At 57.9% G+C, this 23,742-nt stretch carries 22 protein-coding genes; 8 read left to right on the top strand and 14 right to left on the bottom strand.

What is annotated here, in order from left to right:
- Positions 1-229 precede the first annotated feature (229 nt).
- Genes BLX89_RS22665 through BLX89_RS22630 form a run of 8 tightly spaced genes read right to left on the bottom strand, consistent with a single transcriptional unit; the run spans position 230 to position 9,671 of the window.
- The gene (locus BLX89_RS22665; RefSeq protein WP_075293231.1) at positions 230-1,033 is read right to left on the bottom strand and encodes a TIGR04290 family methyltransferase; all 804 of its coding nucleotides are present in this window, start codon (positions 1,031-1,033) and stop codon (positions 230-232) included.
- 1 nt (position 1,034) lies between these two features.
- Complete coding sequence (locus BLX89_RS22660) at positions 1,035-2,075, bottom strand: UDP-glucuronic acid decarboxylase family protein (protein ID WP_083637867.1); 1,041 nt, start codon at positions 2,073-2,075, stop codon at positions 1,035-1,037.
- Positions 2,076-2,086: 11 nt separating this feature from the next.
- Positions 2,087-3,202: a CgeB family protein gene (locus BLX89_RS22655; RefSeq protein WP_075293230.1), complete on the bottom strand. Its 1,116-nt coding sequence runs from the start codon at positions 3,200-3,202 to the stop codon at positions 2,087-2,089.
- The gene (locus tag BLX89_RS22650; protein WP_075293229.1) at positions 3,199-4,290 is read right to left on the bottom strand and encodes a CgeB family protein; all 1,092 of its coding nucleotides are present in this window, start codon (positions 4,288-4,290) and stop codon (positions 3,199-3,201) included. The genes BLX89_RS22655 and BLX89_RS22650 overlap by 4 nt, the downstream gene beginning before the upstream one ends.
- The gene (locus tag BLX89_RS22645) at positions 4,287-5,417 is read right to left on the bottom strand and encodes a CgeB family protein (protein ID WP_075293247.1); all 1,131 of its coding nucleotides are present in this window, start codon (positions 5,415-5,417) and stop codon (positions 4,287-4,289) included. The genes BLX89_RS22650 and BLX89_RS22645 overlap by 4 nt, the downstream gene beginning before the upstream one ends.
- A 2-nt stretch (positions 5,418-5,419) precedes the next feature.
- Positions 5,420-6,529, bottom strand: a complete 1,110-nt coding sequence (locus BLX89_RS22640) for a glycosyltransferase family 4 protein (protein ID WP_245292913.1) — start codon at positions 6,527-6,529, stop codon at positions 5,420-5,422.
- Positions 6,526-8,568 (bottom strand): NAD-dependent epimerase/dehydratase family protein, encoded by a 2,043-nt coding sequence (locus tag BLX89_RS22635; protein ID WP_075293228.1) that lies wholly within the window; start codon positions 8,566-8,568, stop codon positions 6,526-6,528. The genes BLX89_RS22640 and BLX89_RS22635 overlap by 4 nt, the downstream gene beginning before the upstream one ends.
- On the bottom strand, positions 8,565-9,671 hold the full coding sequence (locus BLX89_RS22630) for an NAD-dependent epimerase/dehydratase family protein (protein WP_075293227.1): 1,107 nt from the start codon (positions 9,669-9,671) through the stop codon (positions 8,565-8,567). The genes BLX89_RS22635 and BLX89_RS22630 overlap by 4 nt, the downstream gene beginning before the upstream one ends.
- A gap of 171 nt (positions 9,672-9,842) precedes the next feature.
- On the opposite strand from BLX89_RS22630, the gene BLX89_RS22625 reads away from it, so the two are divergent.
- The 4 genes from BLX89_RS22625 to sdhD all read left to right on the top strand — a co-directional run bounded on the left by BLX89_RS22625 (position 9,843) and on the right by sdhD (position 14,086).
- Positions 9,843-10,400 (top strand): DUF1003 domain-containing protein, encoded by a 558-nt coding sequence (locus tag BLX89_RS22625; RefSeq protein ID WP_075293226.1) that lies wholly within the window; start codon positions 9,843-9,845, stop codon positions 10,398-10,400.
- Positions 10,401-10,533: 133 nt separating this feature from the next.
- On the top strand, positions 10,534-11,523 hold the full coding sequence (locus tag BLX89_RS22620) for an MDR/zinc-dependent alcohol dehydrogenase-like family protein (RefSeq protein ID WP_075293225.1): 990 nt from the start codon (positions 10,534-10,536) through the stop codon (positions 11,521-11,523).
- The gene (locus BLX89_RS22615; RefSeq protein WP_075293224.1) at positions 11,520-12,545 is read left to right on the top strand and encodes a Gfo/Idh/MocA family protein; all 1,026 of its coding nucleotides are present in this window, start codon (positions 11,520-11,522) and stop codon (positions 12,543-12,545) included. Before BLX89_RS22620 ends, BLX89_RS22615 begins: the two co-directional genes overlap by 4 nt.
- Positions 12,546-13,708: 1,163 nt before the next feature.
- The gene (gene sdhD / locus BLX89_RS22610; RefSeq protein ID WP_158025996.1) at positions 13,709-14,086 is read left to right on the top strand and encodes a succinate dehydrogenase, hydrophobic membrane anchor protein; all 378 of its coding nucleotides are present in this window, start codon (positions 13,709-13,711) and stop codon (positions 14,084-14,086) included.
- Positions 14,087-14,601: 515 nt separating this feature from the next.
- On the opposite strand, the gene BLX89_RS22605 is transcribed toward sdhD, so the two are convergent.
- From BLX89_RS22605 to BLX89_RS25390, 3 genes are all read right to left on the bottom strand, one after another.
- A complete protein-coding gene (locus BLX89_RS22605; protein WP_075293222.1) occupies positions 14,602-15,750 on the bottom strand; it encodes an HPP family protein in 1,149 nt (382 codons plus the stop codon).
- 494 nt (positions 15,751-16,244) lie between these two features.
- The gene (locus BLX89_RS22600) at positions 16,245-16,667 is read right to left on the bottom strand and encodes a fused DSP-PTPase phosphatase/NAD kinase-like protein (protein WP_075293221.1); all 423 of its coding nucleotides are present in this window, start codon (positions 16,665-16,667) and stop codon (positions 16,245-16,247) included.
- A gap of 132 nt (positions 16,668-16,799) precedes the next feature.
- Complete coding sequence (locus BLX89_RS25390; RefSeq protein ID WP_075293220.1) at positions 16,800-17,789, bottom strand: calcium-binding protein; 990 nt, start codon at positions 17,787-17,789, stop codon at positions 16,800-16,802.
- A gap of 158 nt (positions 17,790-17,947) precedes the next feature.
- Between BLX89_RS25390 and BLX89_RS22590 the strand changes: the two genes are divergently transcribed.
- The 3 genes from BLX89_RS22590 to BLX89_RS22580 are packed head-to-tail and all read left to right on the top strand — an operon-like array spanning position 17,948 to position 20,300.
- Positions 17,948-18,298: a PepSY domain-containing protein gene (locus tag BLX89_RS22590; protein ID WP_075293219.1), complete on the top strand. Its 351-nt coding sequence runs from the start codon at positions 17,948-17,950 to the stop codon at positions 18,296-18,298.
- On the top strand, positions 18,298-18,963 hold the full coding sequence (locus tag BLX89_RS22585) for a response regulator transcription factor (RefSeq protein WP_075293218.1): 666 nt from the start codon (positions 18,298-18,300) through the stop codon (positions 18,961-18,963). Before BLX89_RS22590 ends, BLX89_RS22585 begins: the two co-directional genes overlap by 1 nt.
- Positions 18,960-20,300 carry a sensor histidine kinase gene (locus BLX89_RS22580; RefSeq protein ID WP_075293217.1) on the top strand — a complete coding sequence of 447 codons (1,341 nt, stop codon included), beginning with the start codon at positions 18,960-18,962 and terminating at the stop codon, positions 20,298-20,300. Before BLX89_RS22585 ends, BLX89_RS22580 begins: the two co-directional genes overlap by 4 nt.
- A 64-nt stretch (positions 20,301-20,364) precedes the next feature.
- Here the strand turns inward: BLX89_RS22580 and BLX89_RS22575 are convergent, their stop codons facing one another.
- From BLX89_RS22575 to BLX89_RS22565, 3 genes are all read right to left on the bottom strand, one after another.
- The gene (locus tag BLX89_RS22575; RefSeq protein WP_075293245.1) at positions 20,365-20,829 is read right to left on the bottom strand and encodes an MgtC/SapB family protein; all 465 of its coding nucleotides are present in this window, start codon (positions 20,827-20,829) and stop codon (positions 20,365-20,367) included.
- 210 nt (positions 20,830-21,039) lie between these two features.
- Positions 21,040-21,804, bottom strand: a complete 765-nt coding sequence (locus BLX89_RS22570) for an SDR family oxidoreductase (protein ID WP_075293216.1) — start codon at positions 21,802-21,804, stop codon at positions 21,040-21,042.
- A 38-nt stretch (positions 21,805-21,842) separates the two neighbouring features.
- Positions 21,843-22,637 (bottom strand): SDR family NAD(P)-dependent oxidoreductase, encoded by a 795-nt coding sequence (locus BLX89_RS22565; RefSeq protein ID WP_075293215.1) that lies wholly within the window; start codon positions 22,635-22,637, stop codon positions 21,843-21,845.
- A 123-nt stretch (positions 22,638-22,760) separates the two neighbouring features.
- Between BLX89_RS22565 and BLX89_RS22560 the strand changes: the two genes are divergently transcribed.
- Positions 22,761-23,702, top strand: coding sequence for a GlxA family transcriptional regulator (locus tag BLX89_RS22560; protein ID WP_075293214.1), 942 nt, complete (start codon positions 22,761-22,763; stop codon positions 23,700-23,702).
- The last annotated feature ends 40 nt before the right edge of the window (positions 23,703-23,742 follow it).

Here is a 23,742-nt window from a genome sequence, read left to right as displayed (position 1 = left end):
GGAAACGAGGCAGCATGCCGCACCTAATACAGGCACTCGAACCGGAGACCATTGCGTCTCGAAATAGCGATTGCTGCAATGTCAAATGAATGGCCAATGTTCATATTGCAAGCGATAGTCCTTGTAGGCCTGGTCGGTGTGCTCTTTATTCGAGGTCCGAACGACGTCGAATGACGTCCGTTCGGACCTTGCAACTAAACTGTTTAGTAGCCCAAGCACTCCTAACGCTTTAAGATGTATGAGGATAGGCGCTAGGCTGGTCATCGATTGAGGCGCACACAATCTCCGGGGGCGTTTGCACCATGAAGTGTGGCAAGCCGCGTTGGCAGAGATAAACCTCCCTTTCGGGATTGGCGATTATCGAGAAGCCGGAACTTCGTAGCATTGCCTCGACTGCCGCCTTGTTTGGAATGAACCAGTTGGTCGGGTCCGAGGCGTATCGCTCCTCAACAAAGAACAGTTTAGGAAATTCAGTCTGATCGAATACCGCCCACTCTTCAAACCCGTAGTCTTCTGCGAGCAGCGGTATGCGCTCGTCGCCACGCTGCAGGCACTGAAACAGCATCATATCGCCAACCACGTGTTCGTAAAGCAAATCGAGCGCCAGAAGTGGATGGCGCAAGTGGTAGAGCACGCCCATGAAAATGACGAGGTCAAACTTCTCTTTCAGCGCGCCCACCTCATAGACGGAGAGTTGGCGAAACTCGATGTCCAGCCCCGATTGTTTCGCGGCAAACCGCGCCTGCTCGAGGTAGCGAGGATCTGAATCGACGCCAAGCACACGCCTGGCATTGCGCTTTTTCATTTCAAGGGAAAAAAAGCCTGCATTACACCCCACATCCAGCACGCTTTGCCCCTCGAGATCGTCTGGCAGTATGTCACGAAAGCCCTGCCATTTGAAATTCGGATAGTCACCTAGAAAGTGGTCCGGTGCGGTTTTAACACCGGAGATCTCCATGTTGTGAAACCAGGGTCCAAGCGCGCGAATTTTGGCTTCAAGTAGACCGCGTGACAAAGGTTCGCCATTGCTCATATCACGCCCCCTGATGAAGATCAGGCTGATTTGAGCGTGTATGCCGTACAGGATGCTCCACCCGCAACGGAGGGTGATGGAGGGTTGCTGCAAACCAGTCGGCCGTCATCCGCAATCCCTCTGCAAGTGGAACCCGAGGTTCCCAACCCAGCAGCGCACGAGCGCGGGAGATGTCCGGCTTGCGGCGTTGTGGATCATCCATCGGCAATGGGCGATAGATGATCTTCGATTGCGTAGGCACCATCGTGAGAACCATTGCCGCGAGTTCGCCGATTGTGAACTCTCCGGGATTGCCGACATTGACAGGCACACCCGGGTTGGGATCGACATTCATCAGCGCCATCAAGCCCGCAACAAGATCGCTGACGAAGCAGAAGGAGCGGGTCTGCTCTCCGGTTCCATAGATGGTGAGAGGGCGACCCGATATGGCCTGCACGAGGAGATTGGAAATGATGCGGCCGTCATCAGGCTGCATGCGGGGACCATAGGTATTGAAGATCCGAGCAACGCGGGTATCCACCCGTTCGGCACGGATCATATCGAAACACAAAGCTTCTGCCGCACGTTTTCCTTCATCGTAACAGGCACGGGGACCTGTGCAGCTGACGTTGCCGCGATAGTCCTCTCTTTGCGGATGTTCCGCCGGATCGCCATACACTTCACTCGTGGAAGCCTGCAGGAAGCGCGCACCATGTTGCTCCGCGATCGTCAGCAGATTTCCTGTTCCCGCCACGCATGTCATCATTGTGTGAACTGGATCGGCCTGGTACTGCGGGGGGGATGCTGCGCAGGCGAGATTGTAGACCTGATCGATCCTCTCGTCGATGTCATGCAAATCGCAGATATCCGCTTCGATCAGCCGGAAAGAAGGATGGTTCAGAAGCGGGCGCACGTTAGTCGGTGAGCCCGTGAGGTAACTGTCAACGCAGATGACGCGATTACCACCGGCAAGGAGCGCATCACAGAGATGGGAGCCCACGAAGCCGGCCCCCCCGGCGACGAGAACGACCTTGCTATTTTCGTTTCTGGTCCTTTGCAGCATCCTGTAACTCCTCAAGCTGGGACGGACCGAAGCGATCTTTGCCTCGGCATAGGGTGGATCGGCAGTTCTGAAAGCTGTTCTGCGAACGCACGCGCACGCGCCTCGCCCGTGTGATTTTCCAGCACGATGTCGCGGGCGGCGGACGCCACCGCGCGCCGTCTGGCTTCGTCTGTGTTACTCAGGAGTTCGACAACGTCGCAGGTCTCGAGAGCAATGAATATGGCTTGGCCCCGAGGGAAAAGCTCATCCAGACCTTGCCATTCGTCGCTAATGATTGCGGTGGCACACGCGGCCGCCTCGAAAAGCCGTACGCTAGGAGACCATCCGGCCGCAATCATGTCCGCCCGGGTGACGTTCAGTGTGAACCTTTGCCTGCTGTAGAAGCTCGCATGCTCGGCCGGGGGCAGATGATCGATGCGCTCGACATTCTCGGGCCACTCGATGGTGTCGGGATATTGCGGTCCTGCGACCACGAAGCGGCGGTCCGGCAATTGCTGAGCCGGCGCGATCAGCAGGCGTTCAAGTGTCGGCTGCCGATCCGGGCTGTACGTGCCGAGATAACCGAAGTCCCACTGTAGCGCCTCCCCGGTGCCGACGTACCGTTCGGCATCAACCGAGCAATACAGTGCCTCCGCATGCCGCGCTCCGTATTCACGCTCCAATCTGCTGAGAACGGCACCGCCGGAAAATGAAAAATAGGAATCAAACAGCGGAATTTGACGCCGTGCTAGATAGTCCTCGTCTCCGCGGTCGAGTTTCGCCATCGTGACGGGCGTATCGATATCGTAAAAGCAAAAGCGCTTCAGCCTTAGAGCGGCAAGCTTGTCGATTAGTTCAATACCGGAAGGGACGTAGGATCCAATAACCACGGCATCGGCATCGCGCAGGCGCGCCGAATGGGCTTCGAGCACCTCATCGACGTTGTCATAGTAGACAAGCGAACAGAAATCAGGGGCCGGCAGATCACGCTTGCTCGCATACCAAGGAACATCCCGCTCCAGGAAAAGGACACGATGGCCATGCGCAGCCAAGCCGCGCAATAGTGCCCGAAATGTGGTGGCGTGCCCGTTGCCCCAGGAGGAAGAGAGCGACAATCCGAAGACGACAATATCGAGGGGACGTTTCATTCGGCCGCCTCCATTCGGGCGCGTACGCGCGATCGAAAGAGGGCATCGACCGCTTCCGCCCTGTGATCATAGGTATGTTCGGCCAGTACACGTGCCAGCGCGCGGCTGCCAATCTCCCTGGCTTTGACTTCACCGAGGCCGGCGAGAATATCTACGACGTCCTGACCATCGCGTGCGACCAGTACTTCCTCATCCGGTTTCACAAAGAGATCGATGCCCTCCCAGTAGTCGGTTATCAGGCAGGCACCGGCACCAGCGGCCTCAAAGACCCGCGTTGCCGGCGAGAACCCGTTTTCGGCCATGCTTGCCCGCGAGATGTTGAGAACGGCCTTAGGCGAAACGTTGAAGGCATTATGGTCGCGGGTCGAGACGTGGCCGATGAAATTTATATTCGGCGTCATTGGCTTTCCCTGCCAGCCGGAGCCGCCAAGCAAAAAAAGCTGCCCCGGCATACGGCCGGCCGGTTCCAGGAAGAATTGATCGACACGTGTTTCCCTGTCCGGCAAGCGATTGCCGAGGAACCCGAGATCTGCTTGAAACCGCCGGTCCGCAGGGACGGGATGATGCGTTTCAGGATCAAGCGCATTATAGACGGGAATGCATTCGCGAGCGCCGAGCCCGCGATAAGCATCGATCACCGGCGCTCCGCCGCCATAGGTCAAAACCAGATCAAGAGTGTGGAGCGCGCGCCTCAGAGGATGATCAGGAGCAGATTTGATCTCGGCAAGGGTGGCCGGAGCATCGACATCCCAGAAAATCGTAACGGCATGGGCAGCCGCATTGCGAAGCACTTGGTCGAGCAGTAGATCGTCTTCGAACCCCACACCGCTGGCTTTGACGACGATATCGGCTTTCGCGGCCTCCTCTGCCGCAACTTTCAAAGCATCGATAGTCCCCTCATAAACCACGACCTTGCACCATTCAGGCGGGTCGATATCGCGGTTTTGCTGGCGGTCGTAGACGTCGGGTTCGTAAAATGTGATGTCATAGCCCCTCGCCGCTAAGGCGCGCAAGAGGCCGCGATAATATGTAGCGGCACCGTTCCAGTAGGCGGAGACGAGGCTTGAACCGTAAAAGGCGATTTTCATTCTGCAGCCTCCTTCGCAGCGAGTTTTTCCGTGACACGACGCGTTCCACACAGGGAAAGAATGGAAAGAAGCTCCTTGACGCGATGCCGACACGTGTGCCGGGCTAGGATGGTTTCGAGCCCGGAGGAAACCAGGGTGCGCGATAGACCATCGTCGGCCAGTACGTCCCTCAGGCAGCGCACCATGTCACCACCTGTCTGGGCAACGAGATAATCCACGCCGGGTCGGAACAACCCTTCCGCGTCGTCCCACGGTGCCGAGATCAGGGGAATGCCGCAGGCTAGCGCCTCGAAAACACGGATGGTCGGAATGCCAGGCAGAGCTTCAACATAGGGCCTACGCGGCACATGCACCGTGACCCTGTGCTGTGCGAAAGCATTTGGCACGTCAGCGTTGGCGATCCAACCGCCATAGGAGATTTTCGCCCGCCGCAAGGCCTCCAAAGCATGTTCGGGATAGCGAACACCCCGCACCGAGGTCTTCAACCCAAGCTTGCGCGACGGTTCCACCAGAAACTCGACGATTTCACGAGAGCGCTCGTCATCACCCCAGTTGCCGACCCAGATCAAATCGCCGGTTTTCTGCTCGTCAGCGATGGGGTGAAAAAGCGCATCATCGGCGGCCTCGTGCCAAGTGAAAACAGACTTGCCCCAGCCGGCTTCGAGATAGCGCTGGCGAAGCGTTTCGCCGAATGCAAGAACACCGTCGTAGTTGGTTAGTTCCAGGCCACCGATATCATCTGCAGATGAAACTGCGCGATGGTGGGTGTCGTGGAACAAAAGCGTGAAAGCGCCGCCGTTCCGCCGTGCCCGCCCCAGCCGTTCAATAACCGCAGGCTCCGTCCATTCATGCACGACGACCACATCGGCGTCGGCTACGGCCTGTTCATGATCGAAAGCGCCACCATATGTTCTGGACACGAGCTGTGGGAAGGTCTCTTGAAAACGCTCTACGACGCGCAGCCCCTGATCCTTGAGCAGGTTGATCCTGCTCCAGGCCCCTTCCGGCTCCAATGCAAGCGCATCATGCCCTCGTCGGATAAGATCGCGCATGACGCCGCGTAAGAAATGGGCGTTGCCGTGGTTCCAGTCGGAAACCAGCGAATGGGTATAGAATACGAACTTCATCATCACTCCGCAGCATTTAGCGTCTGTTTCAACGAAAGAAGCCGGTGGTAATGGCGGACCATCCCCTCCGTCTGCGTCGTCAAGTTGAACCGTCGGGATACTTCCAGCGCCCGATTAGCGAACGCAGCGCGCAGAGACGCGTCATGTGAGAAGCGGTTTATCGCATCGGCAAAGGCAACCGGATCACGAGGGTCTGCAAACAGCGCCGCACCATCCCAAAGTTCGCGATAAGTCGGGATATCCGAGAGCACGAGGGCGCATCGGCTGCGTGCTGCTTCCAGAGCTGCAAGACCGAAGGGCTCGTAGAGCGATGGGGAAGCGAAAATCGCCGCCTGTGCGAGCTGCATCATCGTGTCGAGATGGTCGAGTTCGCCCAGTGCCAGCGCATGGCTTATTTGCAGACTCTGCTCGCCGGGACCGCCGAGAGGGCCAGCCATCATCACCGGCCAATCGACATGCTGCGCAGCGGCATCAAGAACCGCGCCATTCTTCCCGTCATCCCACCAGCGGGCGGCGGCAAAGACAATCTCTTGCTTCTGCAGCTGTGGATCAACGACCTGACTGGCATTGTAAACGACAGCCAGTTCTTGGATGCGACCATAGACCTCTTCGAGTAGGTCCCCGTGACTGCGGCTCGGTACCAACACGACATTCGCGCGGTCCAAACCCCTCCGGTTAAGCTCCGCCTGCCACTTCCATTCCTCGGCGACGGCTTGGCAGCGTACGGATGCAAACCAGGTCACGACGCAGGAATGAGAGACGACGACAACCGGCAAGGATGTTTCCAACCCTGCGGCCTGTGAAGGGAGATTGAGATGAAGGATGTCTGCCCCTTCCCGCCCGGCTAGATCGGCGATGAGTTTGGGCACGTAAGCCACCGCGGCTTCCTCTTTGACCATCCAATCAAGTGGCGCGCGCAACCAAACGACACGTCCTACAGATTCTGCTTCGCGCATCTGCTGATCGGACGGTTTGGGCCCAAAGCCGGCAAAAACGATCTTAGATCCTTGTGCTCGCAGACCTGCAGCAAGGTCCATGGCATAGCGCCAAACCCCACCGACGGCGTCGACAGTCATCAGAATAACGCGCGGGGCACGTGGTGGCGCGTTCATGCCGACACCTTGCGCTTTCCGCTGAGCGTCCCATCGCCGCTGAACCGGTTCGCCACGAGCCATTCTGCAAGATGGCGGATGCCTTCGCGCCAGCGCACCTGCGCCTGCCACCCGAAGCTGCCGTGCAGCTTGCCCGTGTCGGCGACGAAGTAATATTGGTCTCCCGGCCTCCAGTCGTCGAAGCGAAGATCGATGCTTCTGCCAATGAGCTTTTCGATCTCGCGCAGGACCGCCAAGACGCTGACCGCATTCCGCGGGCCACCACCGAGATTGAATGCCTGTCCCTTTGCCTGGTGAATGTTCTCCAGCACGCTGCGATAGGCCGCGACGGCATCGCTGACATGGAGGACGTCGCGCACCTGCTTGCCGTTGCCGTAAATGCTGATCGGCTCGCTGGACAGCGCACGGATTAGAAAATGCGCAACCCATCCCTGATCTTCCGTGCCGAACTGGCGTGGCCCATAAACGCAGCTCATACGAAGTACGGCCGTCGGCAGCCCAAACGACTTTGCGTAGTCGAGCACATATTGGTCTGCGACACCCTTGGAGCAGCCATAGGGGGTACAGAAATCCAGTGGCCGGCTTTCGCCGACACCATTAGCCCGTATGACCTCATCCGCGGGAATGTAGCGGTCATCGATTTCGAGCATCTCCATGTTCTCGAGCGAGCCGTAGACCTTGTTGGTGCTGGCAAAGATGACAGGCGCATTCTTGCCAGACTTGCGCACGGCTTCGAGGACGTTGAGCGTGCCACGGGCATTGGCTTCGAAATCATCGATCGGATGCCCGAGACTGGTCGTGACTGCTGTCTGCGCCGCGAAGTGAAAAACTGCTTTGGCGTCGGTGAATGCCGCTTCGATGCTTCGGAGATCACGCACGTCTGCAAGGGCGGCATGTACGCGTTTGCCATAACGCTCCATAAGCCACGCAAGATTCTTATCGACGCCAGGACGGCCGAGATTGTCGAGCACGATGACATCTTCGCCATCCCTCAGGAAACTCTCGGCCAGGTTGGAGCCGATAAAGCCGCTGCCTCCCGTCACCACGATCGGCGCAGCCTTGCAAGAAAGGTTTGGCACCGCAAGGCGAGTCACCTCTTCAAGACGTTTAGCTCCGCCTTCCATCAGCAGCCGCGCCAGCAGCTTCGATTGGCTGTCATGGGTCGCAGCCCCCAGGTGGTAATGGCGGGGGTCGAACCATAAGCCTTCCTGCACGGGCACATCCGGAGGCACGTCGCACCATGAATACCAGTACATTCGGTCAGCCGGCACATTCAGCGCGTTTACGAAACGTCGGGCCTGCTCCATCTCATCATTGCGCCAGGTGGAGTAACCTGTCTCGGTAATCCATATTTGGGCATCGGAATTGTATCGATCGATGATGCGGCGCATTTCGCCGAGATGCATGTCCCAGCCACCCCAAGCCCCTTCCTCGCTGTCCCAGGTTCCGGGGAACCCATGGAAGCCAACCGCATCGACGACATTTAGAATACCGCGCTCGCCCATCAGGTTCACCCAATAGGGATCAAAGGGGCATGGGCCTCCCAGCACCGGTTTCCAGCCCCGGTGTTTTGCCCAGTAGGCGGCACCGCCCACCATCTCGCAAAACAACAGGAAATCGCTGTCTTCGCGCCAGTCCCAGTCGAGAAGATTGTTAGGCTCGTTCCAAAGCTCGATATGGCTGAAGTGACTACCGTATCGCGTGAGAATGTGATCGACGAAGTCGGCGTACGCCTTCAGTTCAACTGGCGGGCCGGAAGAGCGTCCTGTGCGTGACAAGGATGGCGGCGTGTAGTGAACGCACGGCAGGATCTCGATATCCCGGGCGAGGCGCGGAATCAGCCAGTCGAACCATGCCTCGCCCCCGGGCGCCAGGTACTCGGCCCAGGAAAGATGGGTACGCAGGTAACTCGCGCCACTCGCCAGGATATCCGGCAAGATCCGCTCCGTTCTGTCGTAGTCACCCGGCCTGAACCACTCTACGAAACCATAGCTTTTGCTGGTGGCGGCTTCAGAGTGGGGAATTTGAGGCTCCCTCATGACACAAGCCCTCGCGCCTCAAGCTGCTGCTTCATCTCGGCAGCGCGATCAACCGCCCCGGTCTGGCGAACCCACTCGGCAAAAGGTGTCAGCGAATGCTCCAGCCTGTGCTTCGGCTCGAAACCGAGAAGCTCGCGTGCCTTGTCGATGTTGGCAAAGCAGTTGCGGATATCGCCGGAGCGCGCCTTGTTCATGATATCCGGCCGGATATGCGGTACGCCCATCGCCTCGGCGAGAAGAGTTGCAACCTGTGTGATCGTGTAGGCCTGCCCACTGCCGATATTGATGACGTGACCCGCGGCCTTCGGCTTTTCCAGCGCCAGGCAAAAGGCTTGGGCCACATCCCGGACATGCACGAAGTCACGACGCTGCTCGCCGTCTTCGAAGATCATCGGCGGCTGACCATTCGCCAGGCGCGATGCGAAGTTGGCGAGCACGCCGGTATAAGGATTGGAAAGCGCTTGCCCCGCGCCGAAGACGTTGAAGAGCCTGAGTGCCACGGCATCGACGCCATAGGCTTCCCCGAAGATCAGCACCTGTTTTTCCTGAGCGTATTTTGTCAGCGCATAGATGGAGGCGAGATCGACCGGCTTTTCCTCATCCGTCGCAATCGGCAGCAAAGGCTTTCCATCTGCGCTTTGGAGATTCCACTGCCCCATCTTGATGCGGTCGGCCCGGCGCCGGGCCTGCCCGACCTGCTCGTTGGTAGCGGTCTGGTAGCGGCCCTCTCCATAAACGCTCATCGAAGAGGCGACGACGATGCGGCGAGCGGGGCCGCCGATCAATGCCTCTAAAAGAACGGCAGTTCCGAGATCATTGACACCGACATAGCGGGAGATCTCGTACATGGACTGCCCTACCCCGACTTCCGCAGCAAGGTGGATGACCGCATCCATGCCCTCGACCGCAGCAAAAACCACCTGCTTGTCGCGAATATCGCCCCGAACGATCTCGGCACCCTGCGGTACTTCTGCCTCGGTGTCGCCGTGAACCTGATCGATGAAGGCGTCGAGGATGCGAACCTTATATCCGCGTTCGAGCAATTCTTCCGTCACATGGCGGCCAATGAAGCCGCATCCGCCCGTTACAAGTACCGATTCCATTTGAGTTTCTCGTTCGTGGAAGGGTTGAAGATGGCCCGCCGAACAGTCGCGAAACGCAAAAGTTCCTTCATCAATGACATCTTTGTCATCTTTGACTTCATCAATGACTTCTTCCCTTCAGGGAACATCGCTTGGTGACAACGGTTTGGGCGCGTCATTTTGGAGGAAGTCATGGCAAACAAGACGCGTCGCAATCGCAAGAAACAAGAGACCGCCGCGGCAGAAACGATCCCGAAGATTCTCGATCACAACATCTCGACGCTCACCAGCCGACGGTCGGAAGAGGAAAGAAACCTCGAATTGCAGGAAAGGGTGAGCCTGGCTGTCACGCGCTTTGCCGGCAGCATGACATTTGTTTATCTGCACGCCGTCCTGTTTGGGCTTTGGATTGCCATCAACAAAGGCTGGCTTTCCTTTCTCCCGGCATGGGACCCAACCCTCGTGGTCCTTGCGATGGCCGCGTCGGTTGAAGCCATTTTCATCACCACCTTCGTGCTCATCAGCCAAAACCGCATGGCGGCAGAGGACGATAAGCGTGCCGATCTCAGCCTGCAGATCGCACTGCTCAACGAGCACGAGACGACAAAGCTTATCGGCATGGTATCCGCGATCGCGGACAAGCTTGGCGTCAAAAACGCCATGGGGAGTGAAGAGCTTGGAGAGATAAAGCGCAGCATCTCGCCCGAAGCGGTGTTGGAAGAAATCGAGCGCCAGAAAACGGAAACATGAACTTAAGCATCTTCTTCAATGACAACATCTTTGACTTCTTCAGGAACCGATGACGCTGCTCACGGTTAGGCGGGCCACTCGACGGACGGCAGTGCCTGTCCACGCTCGGCAAGTCGCGAAGCAGGAGACCAGAATGGATATGTCCACCACGGCACCAATCAAAGAGATGACGGCTGCCACCGTTACCGGCGCAGGTTCAATCTCCGTCGATACCTATCCCCTTCACGAACCCGGACCGCATCAGGTTCGTATCCGGCTGGAAGGCTGCGGCGTCTGCGCATCCAACCTTAGCCCCTGGGCCGGACCGGACTGGATGACGTTTCCGACGGAACCGGGCGGCTTGGGGCACGAGGGATGGGGTTACATCGACGCCGTCGGGCGGGAGGTGACCCGCCTCAAACCCGGCGACCGTGTGGCCGCCCTCTCCTATCATGCCTATGCGACCCACGACATCGTGGAGGAGGACATGGTTGTGCGGCTGCCGCCTAGTCTCGATGGAAAGCCTTTTCCCGCCGAACCGCTTGGCTGTGCCATGAATATCTTCTGCCGCAGCGGCATCGGAGCCGGCCAAACTGTTGCCATCATCGGCATCGGTTTTCTAGGTGCCTTGCTGACGCAGCTTTGCTCCAAAGCCGGCGCAAGGGTGATCGCTATTTCTCGCCGGCCGTTTTCCCTCGAGGTTGCAAAACGTATGGGCGCCGCCGAGACAATCGAGATGGACGACCACTGGCGGATCATCGAAGAGGTTCGCCGCCTCACCGATGGCCGCTTCTGCGAAAAAGTTATTGAAGCCGTCGGCCAGCAATGGCCCCTGGATCTTGCGGGAGAGCTAACCGCTGAGCGAGGAAGACTGATCGTCGCCGGCTACCATCAGGATGGGCCGCGACAAGTCAACATGCAGCTTTGGAACTGGCGTGGCCTTGACGTGATCAATGCCCATGAACGCGATCCGCAGGTATATGTGCGCGGAATGCAGGAAGCAGTCGATGCCGTCTCGTCGGGAAAACTCGACCCGACATCGCTGTACACCCACAGCTTTCGCCTCGACCAACTCGATCAGGCGCTCGATGCCACTAGGGATCGCCCCGGCCAGTTCCTCAAGGCACTGGTGATCTTCCCATGAACGAGATGATCACGGTCACAGACCTGCCTCTCGCAACTCGACCGCTGAGGCTCGGCTTTCTGGGTGTAGGCTGGATAGGCCGTCACCGGATGAAGGCCATACTAGACACAGGGCTCGCTCAGGCTATCGCTGTTGCCGACCCATCCAGCGTCATGCGAGCCGAAGCCTTGAAACTCGCTCCCGATACGGCTTTACTCGAGACGATCGATGCCGTGCTGGAACATGAACTCGACGGCTTGGTAATCGCAACGCCCAGTGCCCAACACGCGCGTCAATCTATTACGGCCCTAAAAGCCGGCGTTGCTGTGTTCTGCCAGAAACCCCTCGGCCGCGACGCGGGAGAGGTGAAGACCGTGATCGAGGCAGCCGAGGCGGCTGACCGGCTTTTGGGCGTCGATCTATCCTACCGTCACACCGCCGGCATGCAGCTCATTCGTGAACACATTCGGAACGGTGAACTAGGGGACGTGTTTGGCGCCGACCTGACATTTCACAATGCCTACGGGCCGGACAAGCCATGGTTTTACGATAAACAACTTTCCGGCGGCGGCTGCCTTATGGATCTCGGCGTACATCTGATAGACATGGCGCTCTGGTCGCTGGATTTCCCACGTGTTACCACCGTTGAGGGACGGCTTCTCGCCGACGGTCGGCCCCTGCTTCAGGAAGATCACGCTGTTGAAGATTATGCCATCGCCACGCTGACGACCGATTGCGGGACGGCTATTCGCATCGCATGTTCATGGCGCCTTCACGCCGGGCGTGACGCTGTCATTGACGCCAGCTTCTATGGCACAAAGGGCGGAATCTCGATGGCTAATGTCAGCGGCTCATTCTACGACTTTACAACAGAACGCTTTCAGGGCACCGCGCGCCAGCCCCTTCAGCAGCCGCCAGAGGATTGGGGCGGACGCGGCGCAGCAGCTTGGGTGCGGAAGCTGGCAACCAGCCGGGGGTTCGATCCTGAATGCAAAAAGTTGATCGACGTGGCAGAGGCGATGGACAGGATTTATGGACGCTGATTAGCTGACCGTTCTCCAGCATATCGATAGTCGGATGTCTCTGGATAGCTATATTTGGCTGAGACACCCGCCAACTGCATCCTATCTTCACAGCGTGAAGACTGCTGGAGACGACTCAACACGCGAATCACATCCTGCGGCTAAAACAGCAAGGCATCAAACCAGATTGCCTCGTGGATGAGCCTGGCCTCAGCTACCTACTAATGTGCACCGCTCCCCTTTTACACGGCATGAGGCCGGAACACTCGCAGAGGTAAACGCGCTTGCGGAAGCACAGCAACACGTCGGATCAAGATACCTGTGCAGCTGAACGGTCGTTGTTGTAACAGCTAGCCGAAAGCTCAACACAAAGTTGCCCAGCGCTCGACAGAGCCGAACGGTAATCCGCTGACGGGTTGCTACTACATCATTGGTCGATTGCGTGGGGGGAGGAAACTCCGACCTCGTCGTTTACTGACGCGATGAATGGCTTTGCGACAATAACAGTTATGACGAGCACGAAGATGATCACGAGCGATATAATAAGGCCTAGTCGTTTCATTGCCTCTTCCAATCCGAATAACGCGGCGCGCGGAAAGTTAGAGAGCCTTTACTGTGAGGCTCTTTCGTTGGTCGAGCATCTCGTTCCTCGTGGACGTAGTCGCAGTGGGCAGGTTTGTCGTGTCTCCGCCGTCTTCACCTCGAGACCTCAAGAGGCTCCTAGGCTAGGCCTACCTGCGAATAACGTCATGGTCGAACGAGGACAGCGCGATTGTTGCACCGACCGCTCAGAGCGTTAGGCTTCATCGCACTCCTTGTAGAAGTGCCCAACGAACAAGCGGGTCTCACTTTTGTTCCGACGAGTTTTTCGGTGTGCGGTCAACTGTCGACAAGAATTGCTTTGCGCAGGCTGAAGCGAAGTGAGTCGAAGCAGATCGTTCAATTAACGGGAACCCGCACTTGATTTTGCAGTTTGGCGTGACCTCAATTGAGGATCGGAATGAGAGCCCGGAAAGCGACAAGGCATTCGGTGGCGGTTATGTCCGCAAGACAAAGCGTTGTTTCTGATCGGATGCTAACGCCATTGACGACTGTAAACATGAACCCGCGCCGGAACGCAGGGCCAAGCACCAGGGAACTCAAAGAAGCTTGATTAATCGTAAGAGTGGATGGAGGACTTAGGCATGACGACACCTCTCGGGAAAGTCAGGGCACTCGGAAGTGCCAAGTCCGGGACTCGAGAGTTCCTTAAGGAACGAATGACGGGTATGGCTCTGATGGTAATATTGCCTTACCTGCTCGTATTTCTGATCCCGGTGATGAACTCTTCTTACAATGCGTTCCTCGACGTCATAAGTTCTCTATGGGTGGCGCCCGCCCTTATCGCCGCACTTCTTTTGAACGCTTCACATATGGCTTCCGGAATGCGTGTCATCATTGAAGACTACATCCATACGCCTTGGAAGAAATACTCTTTCTTGGGTCTCAATTGGATTTTTAGCTGGGGCATAGCGGTCGTCTCATCTTGCGCTGTAATCAAGATTATGTTCGCGAACATATAGCGTTTTGATCTCTGGACCAAAAGAATCCGAGCAGGAGGCATGCCTCACCAGCATTCTGCACCTTCGTGGGGCGCGACGGCACAGAAATTGATGCCGATGTTAGCAATCGTTGAAAGTGAATCTGGATAGCCACCGAAATTTGCGTGCCCAAAACTGACAACCACACAAGCTAGAACGTCCATTAACAACACAGGTTGGGCTGAGGACCTATTCCAGAACACCTGCTCGTGCGACGGCTTTAACAGCACAGCCGAGTCGCGCGGAAATTGATACCCACGTTCATGAAGCCTATTAACAACACCATCCGGGTCTTCAGCCCTTGGCCATTTGTTGCCAGCAGAATTTGAACACAAGTTCGGCCTCCAAGCGGTCGAGGCTGAAGCGCTTCGATGTTTCAGCGAGATGGGTTCATTTCACCGATACGATATCCTCAAGAGGGACGGCCGGCAAGGCAACTCACGGCCGATGTTGATAGTACCTGTGGTTCCGAGCAGAGGGTCGCACTCATGATCGCATCAGATTTTTGATCGAGCGATCCCCCGGGCCAATGTGGCGATCAGGTCGGTTCTGGTGACGATACCGATAAGCTTCCCATATTCCAGAATGGGAACAGCATCGACATCTGTGTCGCCCATCAATGGCAACAACGCACCAAGCGGTGTGCTCGCAATGGCGCGAGGTACCGTCACACTCATAATGTCGATTGCTCGTACTGGCTTATCTCTTGCTGGGTCTATTAACCTGCGCAGAGCGGACATAAGGCCTCGATCAAGGCGAAGTGCATCGTCCCTCGCTCGAGTGATGAGATGCATCTGGAAGATAATACCCAGGAACTGCTGCTTTTCGTCGACGACGGGTAGCGAAGTAAATCGATGACGCCTGAAGAGATCCGCAACCTCTCCCAAGGCTGTGTCCGCCGTCACAGTAATCAGGTTTGCGGACATGATCGTGCCTGCAGTCGGAGCGCCGGTCCGCTGTGATGCAGCTTGGAGCTCCGCGGCCCCGATAAGGCGTGCCAAGTCCTCAACGCCGAGATTGAATGACTGTCTATAGCGTTGAAGGATAATCGTTAGCTCTCCGTCTGAAAGTCCCAGCCTTTCAATTGCGATCTTGTCGGTCGTGCCATGCCTATTGGGCTGGTCAAATTGACGAGATGGATAGTGCCGACCTGTCAACCTGGCGTAGACCATCGCAACCAAAACAAGGCTTGTCGTGCCCGTGGCTATTGGTGCAAGCGCAAACCAGAACCCGAGCTGTTCGACCGCCTCCGGACTCATGGCCGCGGTCATAGCGACTGCGCCCGCTGGCGGGTGCACCGCTCGCAGCAGATACGTCACAAAAATCGTGACAGCGACAGCGACAGCGATCCGCAGAGTCGGTTCTTGAACGTATAGCGAGACCGCCACGCCTCCGAGCGCTGCGACCGTATTGCCGACGATCGCAGACCATGGCTGAGCGAGTGGACTATTTGGAACAGCAAACAGGAGGACGGCGCTTGCTCCAAGTGGAGCGACCAAATAGAGGCCTTTTTCAAGATCAATGCCTGGAGACAGCACGAAAAACCCGATCAGAGAAAGCGCAATGAATGCCCCGAGGCCTGCGCGCACGCCTTCTTTTGGCGCAGTGCCAGTGGCTGCTGGTCCGAGTGAACGTAAGAAATGCAATTCGAGGTTCCCGAGCGATTAAAAGCGCAAATTTTCAGCAAAGAATCAAAATTTCAACCATCAATACGATGGCCGGACCGTTATTCGACTGCATCGTGGCTAATCCAGCCTAGGGGTTGCAGACTTGATGACAAATCCCAACCTCAAATGGCCTGTGTGGCCTTGCCGTTATGATCGTGTCTGGGCCGATTTAGTACCCATGAGACAGGCGTCTGGGTCAGACAGTATCGAATTACTAAAACCTGAGGGTTACGCAATTTACGCGCTCTGGTTTCAAAAAGCGTCCACATATTCCGGACGCGGAAGACATATGGGCTCCCTATCTAAACTAACGGCGATAAACCCCCGCTCCAACCATCAGATGGGAGTGCGAGTCGGCAATTTTGTTCAAGGTAGCCTTTTTCTCATCATCGCACGTAGGAGTTTCGGTTTGTCAATCTGATGCCGATTGGATCACATCGTGGCCCGGTGTCTTCTCGTATTCATTAGTGACATTATTCGACGACATAGATCGCGGCGGCGAGCCCGGTCCGGTTGGCTCCGTGTTCGCAATGGATCAGAAGCGGTTTCCGTGCCCGCTTCATGATCTCGGCAAGCGCCTGGGCCTGCCCAACATCGAGTTTTGCGTCCGAACTGATTGGAAAATCGATGAGCGCGATGCCTGCAGCACGGGCAGCATCGGCTTCCTCCCGATACCACGCGCCGCGCTTTTCATCGCGAAGGTTGATGATCGTGCGGATGCCGAACCGCGCGGCATAAGCCTCGATATCGCGTCCGCCCGGCTGGGCGGAGCGATAGAGTTCGCCGGGAATGACTTCATGGAAGTTTCCCGTGAACTGCTGAACGCCCATATGGGCCGCGACGATCGTGGGCACGAGAACGAGAGACAGTAGAAGCAGTCTGAGGACCGAAAGCACCGGAAACTCCGCAATTTGGCCATGGAAGATAACACCCTGCGGACGGCGCCACAGGGCAAGAAGCCCGCACAGATTTTAGCTGGTGCGGGCCGGGCAAGCGGGTCAATGCTTTGCCGTCAAGCGTGGCGATTTTCAGACGAAGAAGAAGTCCGAAGATTTCAATTCGTGAATGGACGTATCTTCGAAGGTCAGCGTTGCGCTGCCGAAATCGATCCGCACGTCCTCGCCGCCGTCAAACGCCGCCGCGAGCTTCATCATGTCTGAGAAGTTCGAAACGCCCAGCGATTTCGAAATTTCCACCTTGTCCGTTCCAGCGCCGAAATCTTCGATCTCGGTGATTCCGGTCGAAAAGACAAAGGTATCGGAACCGCTGCCGCCTTCCAGCTCGTTGCGGCCGGCACCGCCATCCAGCCGGTCGTTTCCGGAGCCGCCTTCGAGGTCGTCGTTGCCGCTGCCGCCGTAAAGCTTGTCGTTGCCGGCGCCGCCTTTCAGGTCATCGTTCCCGGTCCCGCCCTTCAGGGTATCATTGCCGTCATGACCATAGACCTTGTCATTGCCGCTACCACCATCCAGCTTGTCGTTGCCAGCTGTGCCGACAAGCTTGTCGTTCTTGGATGTCGGCAGAACCACCGCTTCGGAACTGCTCTTGAAACCGAAATGCTCGGCTTTCAGACTTTTTGCGTTCACATCCTCAAGGGTGAGGGTGTTGCCATTGCCGAAGTTGAAGAGAATGTCTTCGCCTTCATCGAAAAGCTTTGCCTTGCTCATCAGCTCCGAGAAGCTGTCGATGCCCAGCGACTTGTCGAGGCTGATCTTGTCGTCGCGGACGCTGAAGTCGTCGATCTCGTCACGACCGGAGCTGTAGACGAACAGGTCCTTGCCGCTGCCGCCTTCCATTTCGTCATTGCCGCTGCCGCCGCTCAGGGTATCGTTGCCCTTCCCACCTTGCAGGTCGTCGTGGCCACTGCCGCCATTGATATAGTCGTTGCCGTCGCCGCCTTCGATTTCGTCGTTACCGCCGTAGCCGTAGAGCTTGTCGTTTCCGGCATTGCCATAGATGTCGTCGGCGTAGTTCGTGCCCTTCAAAAGATCGGCGGACTTGCTGCCCCTCAATCGTGCCATTGCTTCACTCCTTTTGCCGTTTTGCGTTGTTTCGTGGTGAGGCGGGTGGGTTTGAGCCCGGTGTCCCGCTGATGACGGCGACAATGGCGGCCAGAGGCTTTCAGCAACCTGACGCCGGTCGTCAGGCAATTGTCAGATTGGCGGGGGTATGAAGCGGCATGTCCAAGGAAAAACGTTCAAACCGCGTGATCATCTGTCTTCTCGCCGCAGGTTTTGCCCTGATGCCGGTGCATGCGTCGAGCGATACGACGCAGGACGTGGTCGATGCCGATGACGCGCGCGAACAATATGAGGCACGCGATGCTCTTAAGCAGGGCAAGATCCGTCCGCTGGAGGAAATCGTGGCAGCGGTGCGCGAAAAGATTGCCGGTGATATCATCGAGATCGAATTTGAAGTCGATGACGGGCGTTATATCTATGAGATCGAGATCATCCAGCCATCGGGGCAGATCGTCGAAATCGAGGTCGATGCTTTGACCAAGGACATCATCGGAAGCGAGGAAGACTAGTGCGCCTGTTGGTGGTTGAGGACGATCTCAGGATTGCCGAGGATATCCGCTCGGTGCTGGCCTCTTCAGGCTATGCGGTCGAACTTGTCCATGACGGAGAGACGGCTTGGTTCAAGGGCGATACGGAGGACTACAGCCTTGTCGTTCTTGATCTCGGCCTACCGCGCATGAATGGCATCACGGTTCTCAAGCAATGGCGCGGCAATGGCCGGCATATGCCCGTGCTGGTGTTGACGGCGCGGGGAAGCTGGGCTGAGCGTGTGGAAGGCATCGATGCGGGCGCGGATGACTATCTGCCAAAGCCGTTCCAGTTCGAGGAGCTTCTGGCGCGGGTAAGGGCGCTTATACGCCGCTCCGTCGGCCATGGGGCCGCGACCATCGAGGTCGGGCCGGTACTCATCGATACGCGCAGCATGCGCGTCAGCCTGGGCGGAATGCCGCAATCCCTGACCCCGTTCGAATACAGGCTGGTCAGCTATCTCGCTCATCACCGCGATCGCGTCGTGCCGGCGAGCGAATTGCTGGACCATGTTTACGGCGACGATTTTTCCCGCGAGGCAAATGCGCTCGAGGCGCTGATAACCCGGCTTCGAAAGAAGCTAGGCCCCTCCGTCATCACCACCCGCCGGGGTTTCGGCTATCTGATCGGTCACGAGAGCGCATGACCCGGCGCTCGTTGCGCTTGCGTCTAGCGCTCGCCGGTGCCGCTTCCGTCGGCCTCGCGCTGCTGCTTGCCTTCTTCGGTCTCTCGCTGCTGTTCGAACGTCATGTGGAGCGGCGTGTTGTCGATGAGCTTGTCGTTCACCTCGATCAGGTGATCGCCGGCCTGGGGCGTCGCGACGGAGCGGTCATCGATGTTGTCCGGCCACCTGCCGATCCGCGCTTTGAAACGCCGCTGTCCGGTCTTTACTGGCAGATCGACACGCCACAAGGGCAGCGGTTTTCCCGCTCGCTATGGGACACCTCACTTGCCGTTCCCCGGCAGACGGCGGTGGGCGTACAGCAGCTTCATCTGGAAAAAGCTGATGGCAGCGACCTGATCGCGGTTTCCCGCAACATCGTCACCGATGCGCGGCTGGGCAACCTGCCGGTAACGGCAACCGTCGCAGTCGATCGCTCCATCATAGACACGGCGACATGGGCGTTCCGCAAGGACCTGCTGCCTTACCTCGCCCTGCTGGCGCTGTTGTTGTTTGCGGCCAGCGTTGCGCAAATCGTCGTCGGCACGAAACCGCTCGACGAACTGCGTCGCCGCATTGCCCGCATCCGTAGCGGCGAGGCCGATCGCCTGGGCAGCGGCTTTCCGGATGAAGTTCAGCCGTTGACCGCCGAAGTCGACGGTCTCCTGCAATACCGGGAGGAACAGCTGTTGCGGGCAAGGGAGCGTGCGGCTGAGTTGGCGCACGGCTTCAAGACGCCGCTACAGATTCTCGCGGGCGATGTGGAGCGGCTGAAGACTCTCGGCCAGCACGACATGGCAGGGGATATCGGCAGCGTCATCAAGGCAATGCGGCGGCTGGTAGATCACGAAATGGCGCGGGCCAGGATTGCCGGCTCCGGACATCGCGCCACCTCCGATCTCAAGAAGGTGATCGCAAGCGTCGTCGCCGTCGTCCAGCGCACTCCGACCGGACAGATGATGGCGTGGATCGTCGATGTTCCCGAAAACCTGAAGGTCAAGATCGATCCGGACGATCTGGCCGAACTGATCGGCAATCTGACGGAGAATGCGGCCCGCTATGGTCGGCGGGAGGTGTCGGTTTGGGCAACCGCTTCCGGCACATTGGTGGAAATCGACATCCGCGATGATGGTCCGGGCATTCCCGAGGAGCAGCTGCCTTACGTGTTGCGGCGCGGGGGACGCCTGGACACGACGAGCGGGGGCGCCGGACTTGGCCTGTCGATCAGTGAAAGCATCGTCCTCTCAGCCCGCGGCAGCATCAGACTCAAAAACTTAGGTCCGGGTCTCGCAGTCTCAATCGCCTTGCCGCGGGCCCAATAAGGCGCCCAAACATCAGTTGTTCGAACACTCCTCGGCAGATCGTTGCCGGCTCGAATCCGGAATGTCAGCCTTCTTTCTGGACGTCATCGCGTTCGGATGACTTGAACGATGCCATCAATCTCAAGGTGGCAAATGTCGCAATGGACAATACAATCGCCGTGTCGTAAGCCCCAAGACCGACAGCTGCCCCGATTGCGCCGGTAGCCCATAAGCTTGCGGCGGTTGCAGTGCCCCGCACGCTTGCCTTTCCAACGAGGATCGCACCACCCCCAATAAAGCCTACACCATTGATTAAGCCCTCTACGATCCGGGCTGTTGCTTCTGGATTGTCCGCAGTCACTGTCTCTGCGGCCTGGATGAACCCGCATGCTGCGATTGCAACCAACGGAAAAGTTCGAAGGCCGGCGCTACGTTCGTTTTTCTCGCGATCCCAGGCTATTGGCAGAGCGAGAGTGTACGCCGTCATGAGCGCAATGAAATGCAAGAGAATGTCTTTGTCGAAGGTTGCTGAAGCCCAGTTTTCTATCATGCCGTCACCTATAGCCATTGCGACAAAGGATTTAGAACCCGGCGGCTGGCCTTCAAGGCGAGCAAGCTTAGCGTACCCTGCCGGAAGCGATGCTTGCCCGCAGGCCTCTCCCAACTCCGGTACGGGCCTTTATGTGCTGTTTCGATGAGCCATGTGATTGTCTTGCCATGTTGACTGATGCTCATCAAATCACTTGCGTTATTATTTATGCTAATGAGGCACAGGAATTGGCCTCTCGACCAGGTTCATGTTGAAGGCTTCAAACAGAGCATGTTCGTTGGCTCCGGGATTATCACGCAGTAGCTTAACGGATTCGATGATCACTTCCGGATCGTCTGTGGCGAGCGCAACGAGCGTCTGCTCAATAAAATCCGGTAGCGGCATGGCGCGCGGGTCGCCGCTTTTGTAGATCAGATCGGTGTCCACCCACGGAGGGGCGATTTCCTGCACGCGCACGCTGGTGTCACGCAGTTGAAAACGCTGCGACAAAGCAAAGGAGTGAAGTGCCGCTTTGGTCGCCGAATAGATCGCGTTACTAGCAATCGGGACAAAGGCAAGCACGCTGCTCGTATACAGAACGGTCGCCTCGGGCTTCGTCTTCAAATGGTCGATCAGCGCCGAGGTCACACGGATGGGTCCAAGCAAGTTGGTGGCGATCAGGTCCTGCATGACGGCGTCGTCAACCGGTCCGGAGACATCGTCAAAGGGCATGAAGCCGGCATTGTTGAAGACCACGTTGAGATCGGGATGGTTTTCGATCAGTTCCCGCGCGGCGGACTGGATGCTGTCGAGGCTCGAAACATCGAGCGTGATGGCCGCCATGCCGGGGTTGGACGCTGTCACTTCGTCGAGCAGTGCAGTGCGCCGTCCGGAGATGATCACCTTGTTACCAAGGCGATGCAATGCTTCCGCAAGGCCTCGCCCGATGCCGCTCGTGCCGCCGGTGATGAAGATGGTGTTGCCAGTCATTTTCATGGGATCAGTCTTTCATTCTGGAGAGGGTTGGAATGTCGTTAGGGTGCGGTTGTGAAGCGCAGAGCTGGCCGGGTGGCGGAGAGCTGCGGGCCGAGGGCGAGACGCGCCGCCTCATAGGCGTTCCACAACTCGATATCCCGGAGCGCGGGGATGGTGCTGGTCTCGCCCTGATCGAGCCCGGCAAGCGCCGCGTCGACCATGTCTTCCGCCTGCATTACGATTTCGGTGGGAAGATGCTCGACCGGCAGGCCGCCGAGAGCCCAGAAATCGGTGCGTGTCGCGCCAGGCAGCACAGCCTGAGCCCGAATGCCACGGTCTGCAAGTTCGTGGTTGAGAGACGTGGTGAACGCCTGAACGAAAGCCTTTGTCCCGCCATAGACGCCGTTGAGTAGTTCTGGCGCAACCGCAACGATCGAGGCGATATTGATCACCGTGCCGCCGCCACGTGCCACGAAGCCGGGCACTGCCGCGTAGGTCAGACGCATCAATGCCGTGACGTTGAGGCGCACCATAGCCTCCATGCGGTCGACATCGCTCTCCAGCAGCGTCGTGTGGGTGCCGATACCAGCATTGTTGACCAGAGCCGTGATGCTGGCGTCTTCGCGCAGCACCTTCTCGACGGCGGCAAGGTCGGCAGCATCGCCCAGATCGGCGGCAAGCACTTCGACCGCACGGTTCGTCTTGTCCGAGATCCCCGAGGCAAGCGACTGAAGCTTGTCCTTGTTGCGGGCAACGAGGATCAGATCGTAACCGCGCGCGGCAAGGCGATCGGCGTAGATTGCGCCGATGCCAGTGGAGGCGCCGGTGATGAGAGCAGTTCCCTTGGTGGTCATTTGTCTATTCCTTGTTCGCGGGCAAAACGCCATCGCTTTCGACAAGGATGTTATGGACCGAATGGCTTTTGTCCGATATGACGTATAAACTACGTTTTTCAGACATAGAACCTGGAGGGCTGAATGCCTCACGTTTCCATGGTGCTGACGCCGGGCTTCCAGTTTCTGGCGCTCGGCGTGCAGGCCGCCTTCGAGCTGGCCAATGTGTTGCGGGATGAGACTTATTACGCCCTTTCGATCACCTCGGTCGAAGGCGGACCTGTCATGTCATCGAGCGGTTTTGCCGTCCCGACGACAAAACTCAAAGACGTAGGACACGTGGACACGCTCCTTCTACTTGCGGGCCTCGTACCCCCTCCGCAGCAGGATGAGACGACGCTCGCGACGTTGCGCGCGAAGGCCAAGGGATCGCGACGGGTCGCGGGGCTCTGCACCGGATCGTTTCTGCTAGGGCAGATGGGCTTTCTCGACGGACGGCGCGCCACCACGCACTGGTCCTATGCCAGGGAGATGCGCAGGGCCTTTCCAAATGTGCGGGTTGAGGACGACCGCATCTTCATCAACGAGGGACCGGTCTGGACATCGGCCGGCTTGACCGCGGGCCTGGACCTCGCCGTGGCATTGATCGAGAAAGATCTGGGACGTGACGTGGCAAGCGCCATCGCCCGGCGGCTGGTAATGCATCATCGCCGCGCCGGCGGCCAGTCGCAGCATTCCGAACTGCTTCAGCTCGCGCCCAGCAGCGACCGCATTCAAAAGACATTGATCCATGCGAAAACCCACCTCGCCAACCCGTTGACCGTGGAGGAACTGGCCGAGATTGCAGCGCTCTCGCCCCGTCAGTTTAGCCGCGCTTTCCATGCCGAAACGGGCCAGACGCCTGCCAAGGCCGTCGAGCAGATACGCCTTGAGGCCGCTCGCCTGATGATCGAGGAGACCCGTCATCCCATGGAGAAGATTGCGCAAGAGTGCGGCTTCGTCGATCTTCGGCGCATGCGCGATGCGTTCATGCGCCAGTATGGACAGCCGCCGCAGACGATCCGCCGACTTGCGAGGGGTGCTTGATGTAGGGCCGAAACGAATGTCTTGAGCGGGACCAACATCG

The sequence above is a fragment of the Pararhizobium arenae genome, assembly GCF_001931685.1.
GTDB classification, from domain to species: domain Bacteria; phylum Pseudomonadota; class Alphaproteobacteria; order Rhizobiales; family Rhizobiaceae; genus Pararhizobium; species Pararhizobium arenae.
The sequence above is the reverse complement of the archived record's forward strand: the minus strand, read 5'-3'. Positions and strand labels throughout refer to the sequence as shown.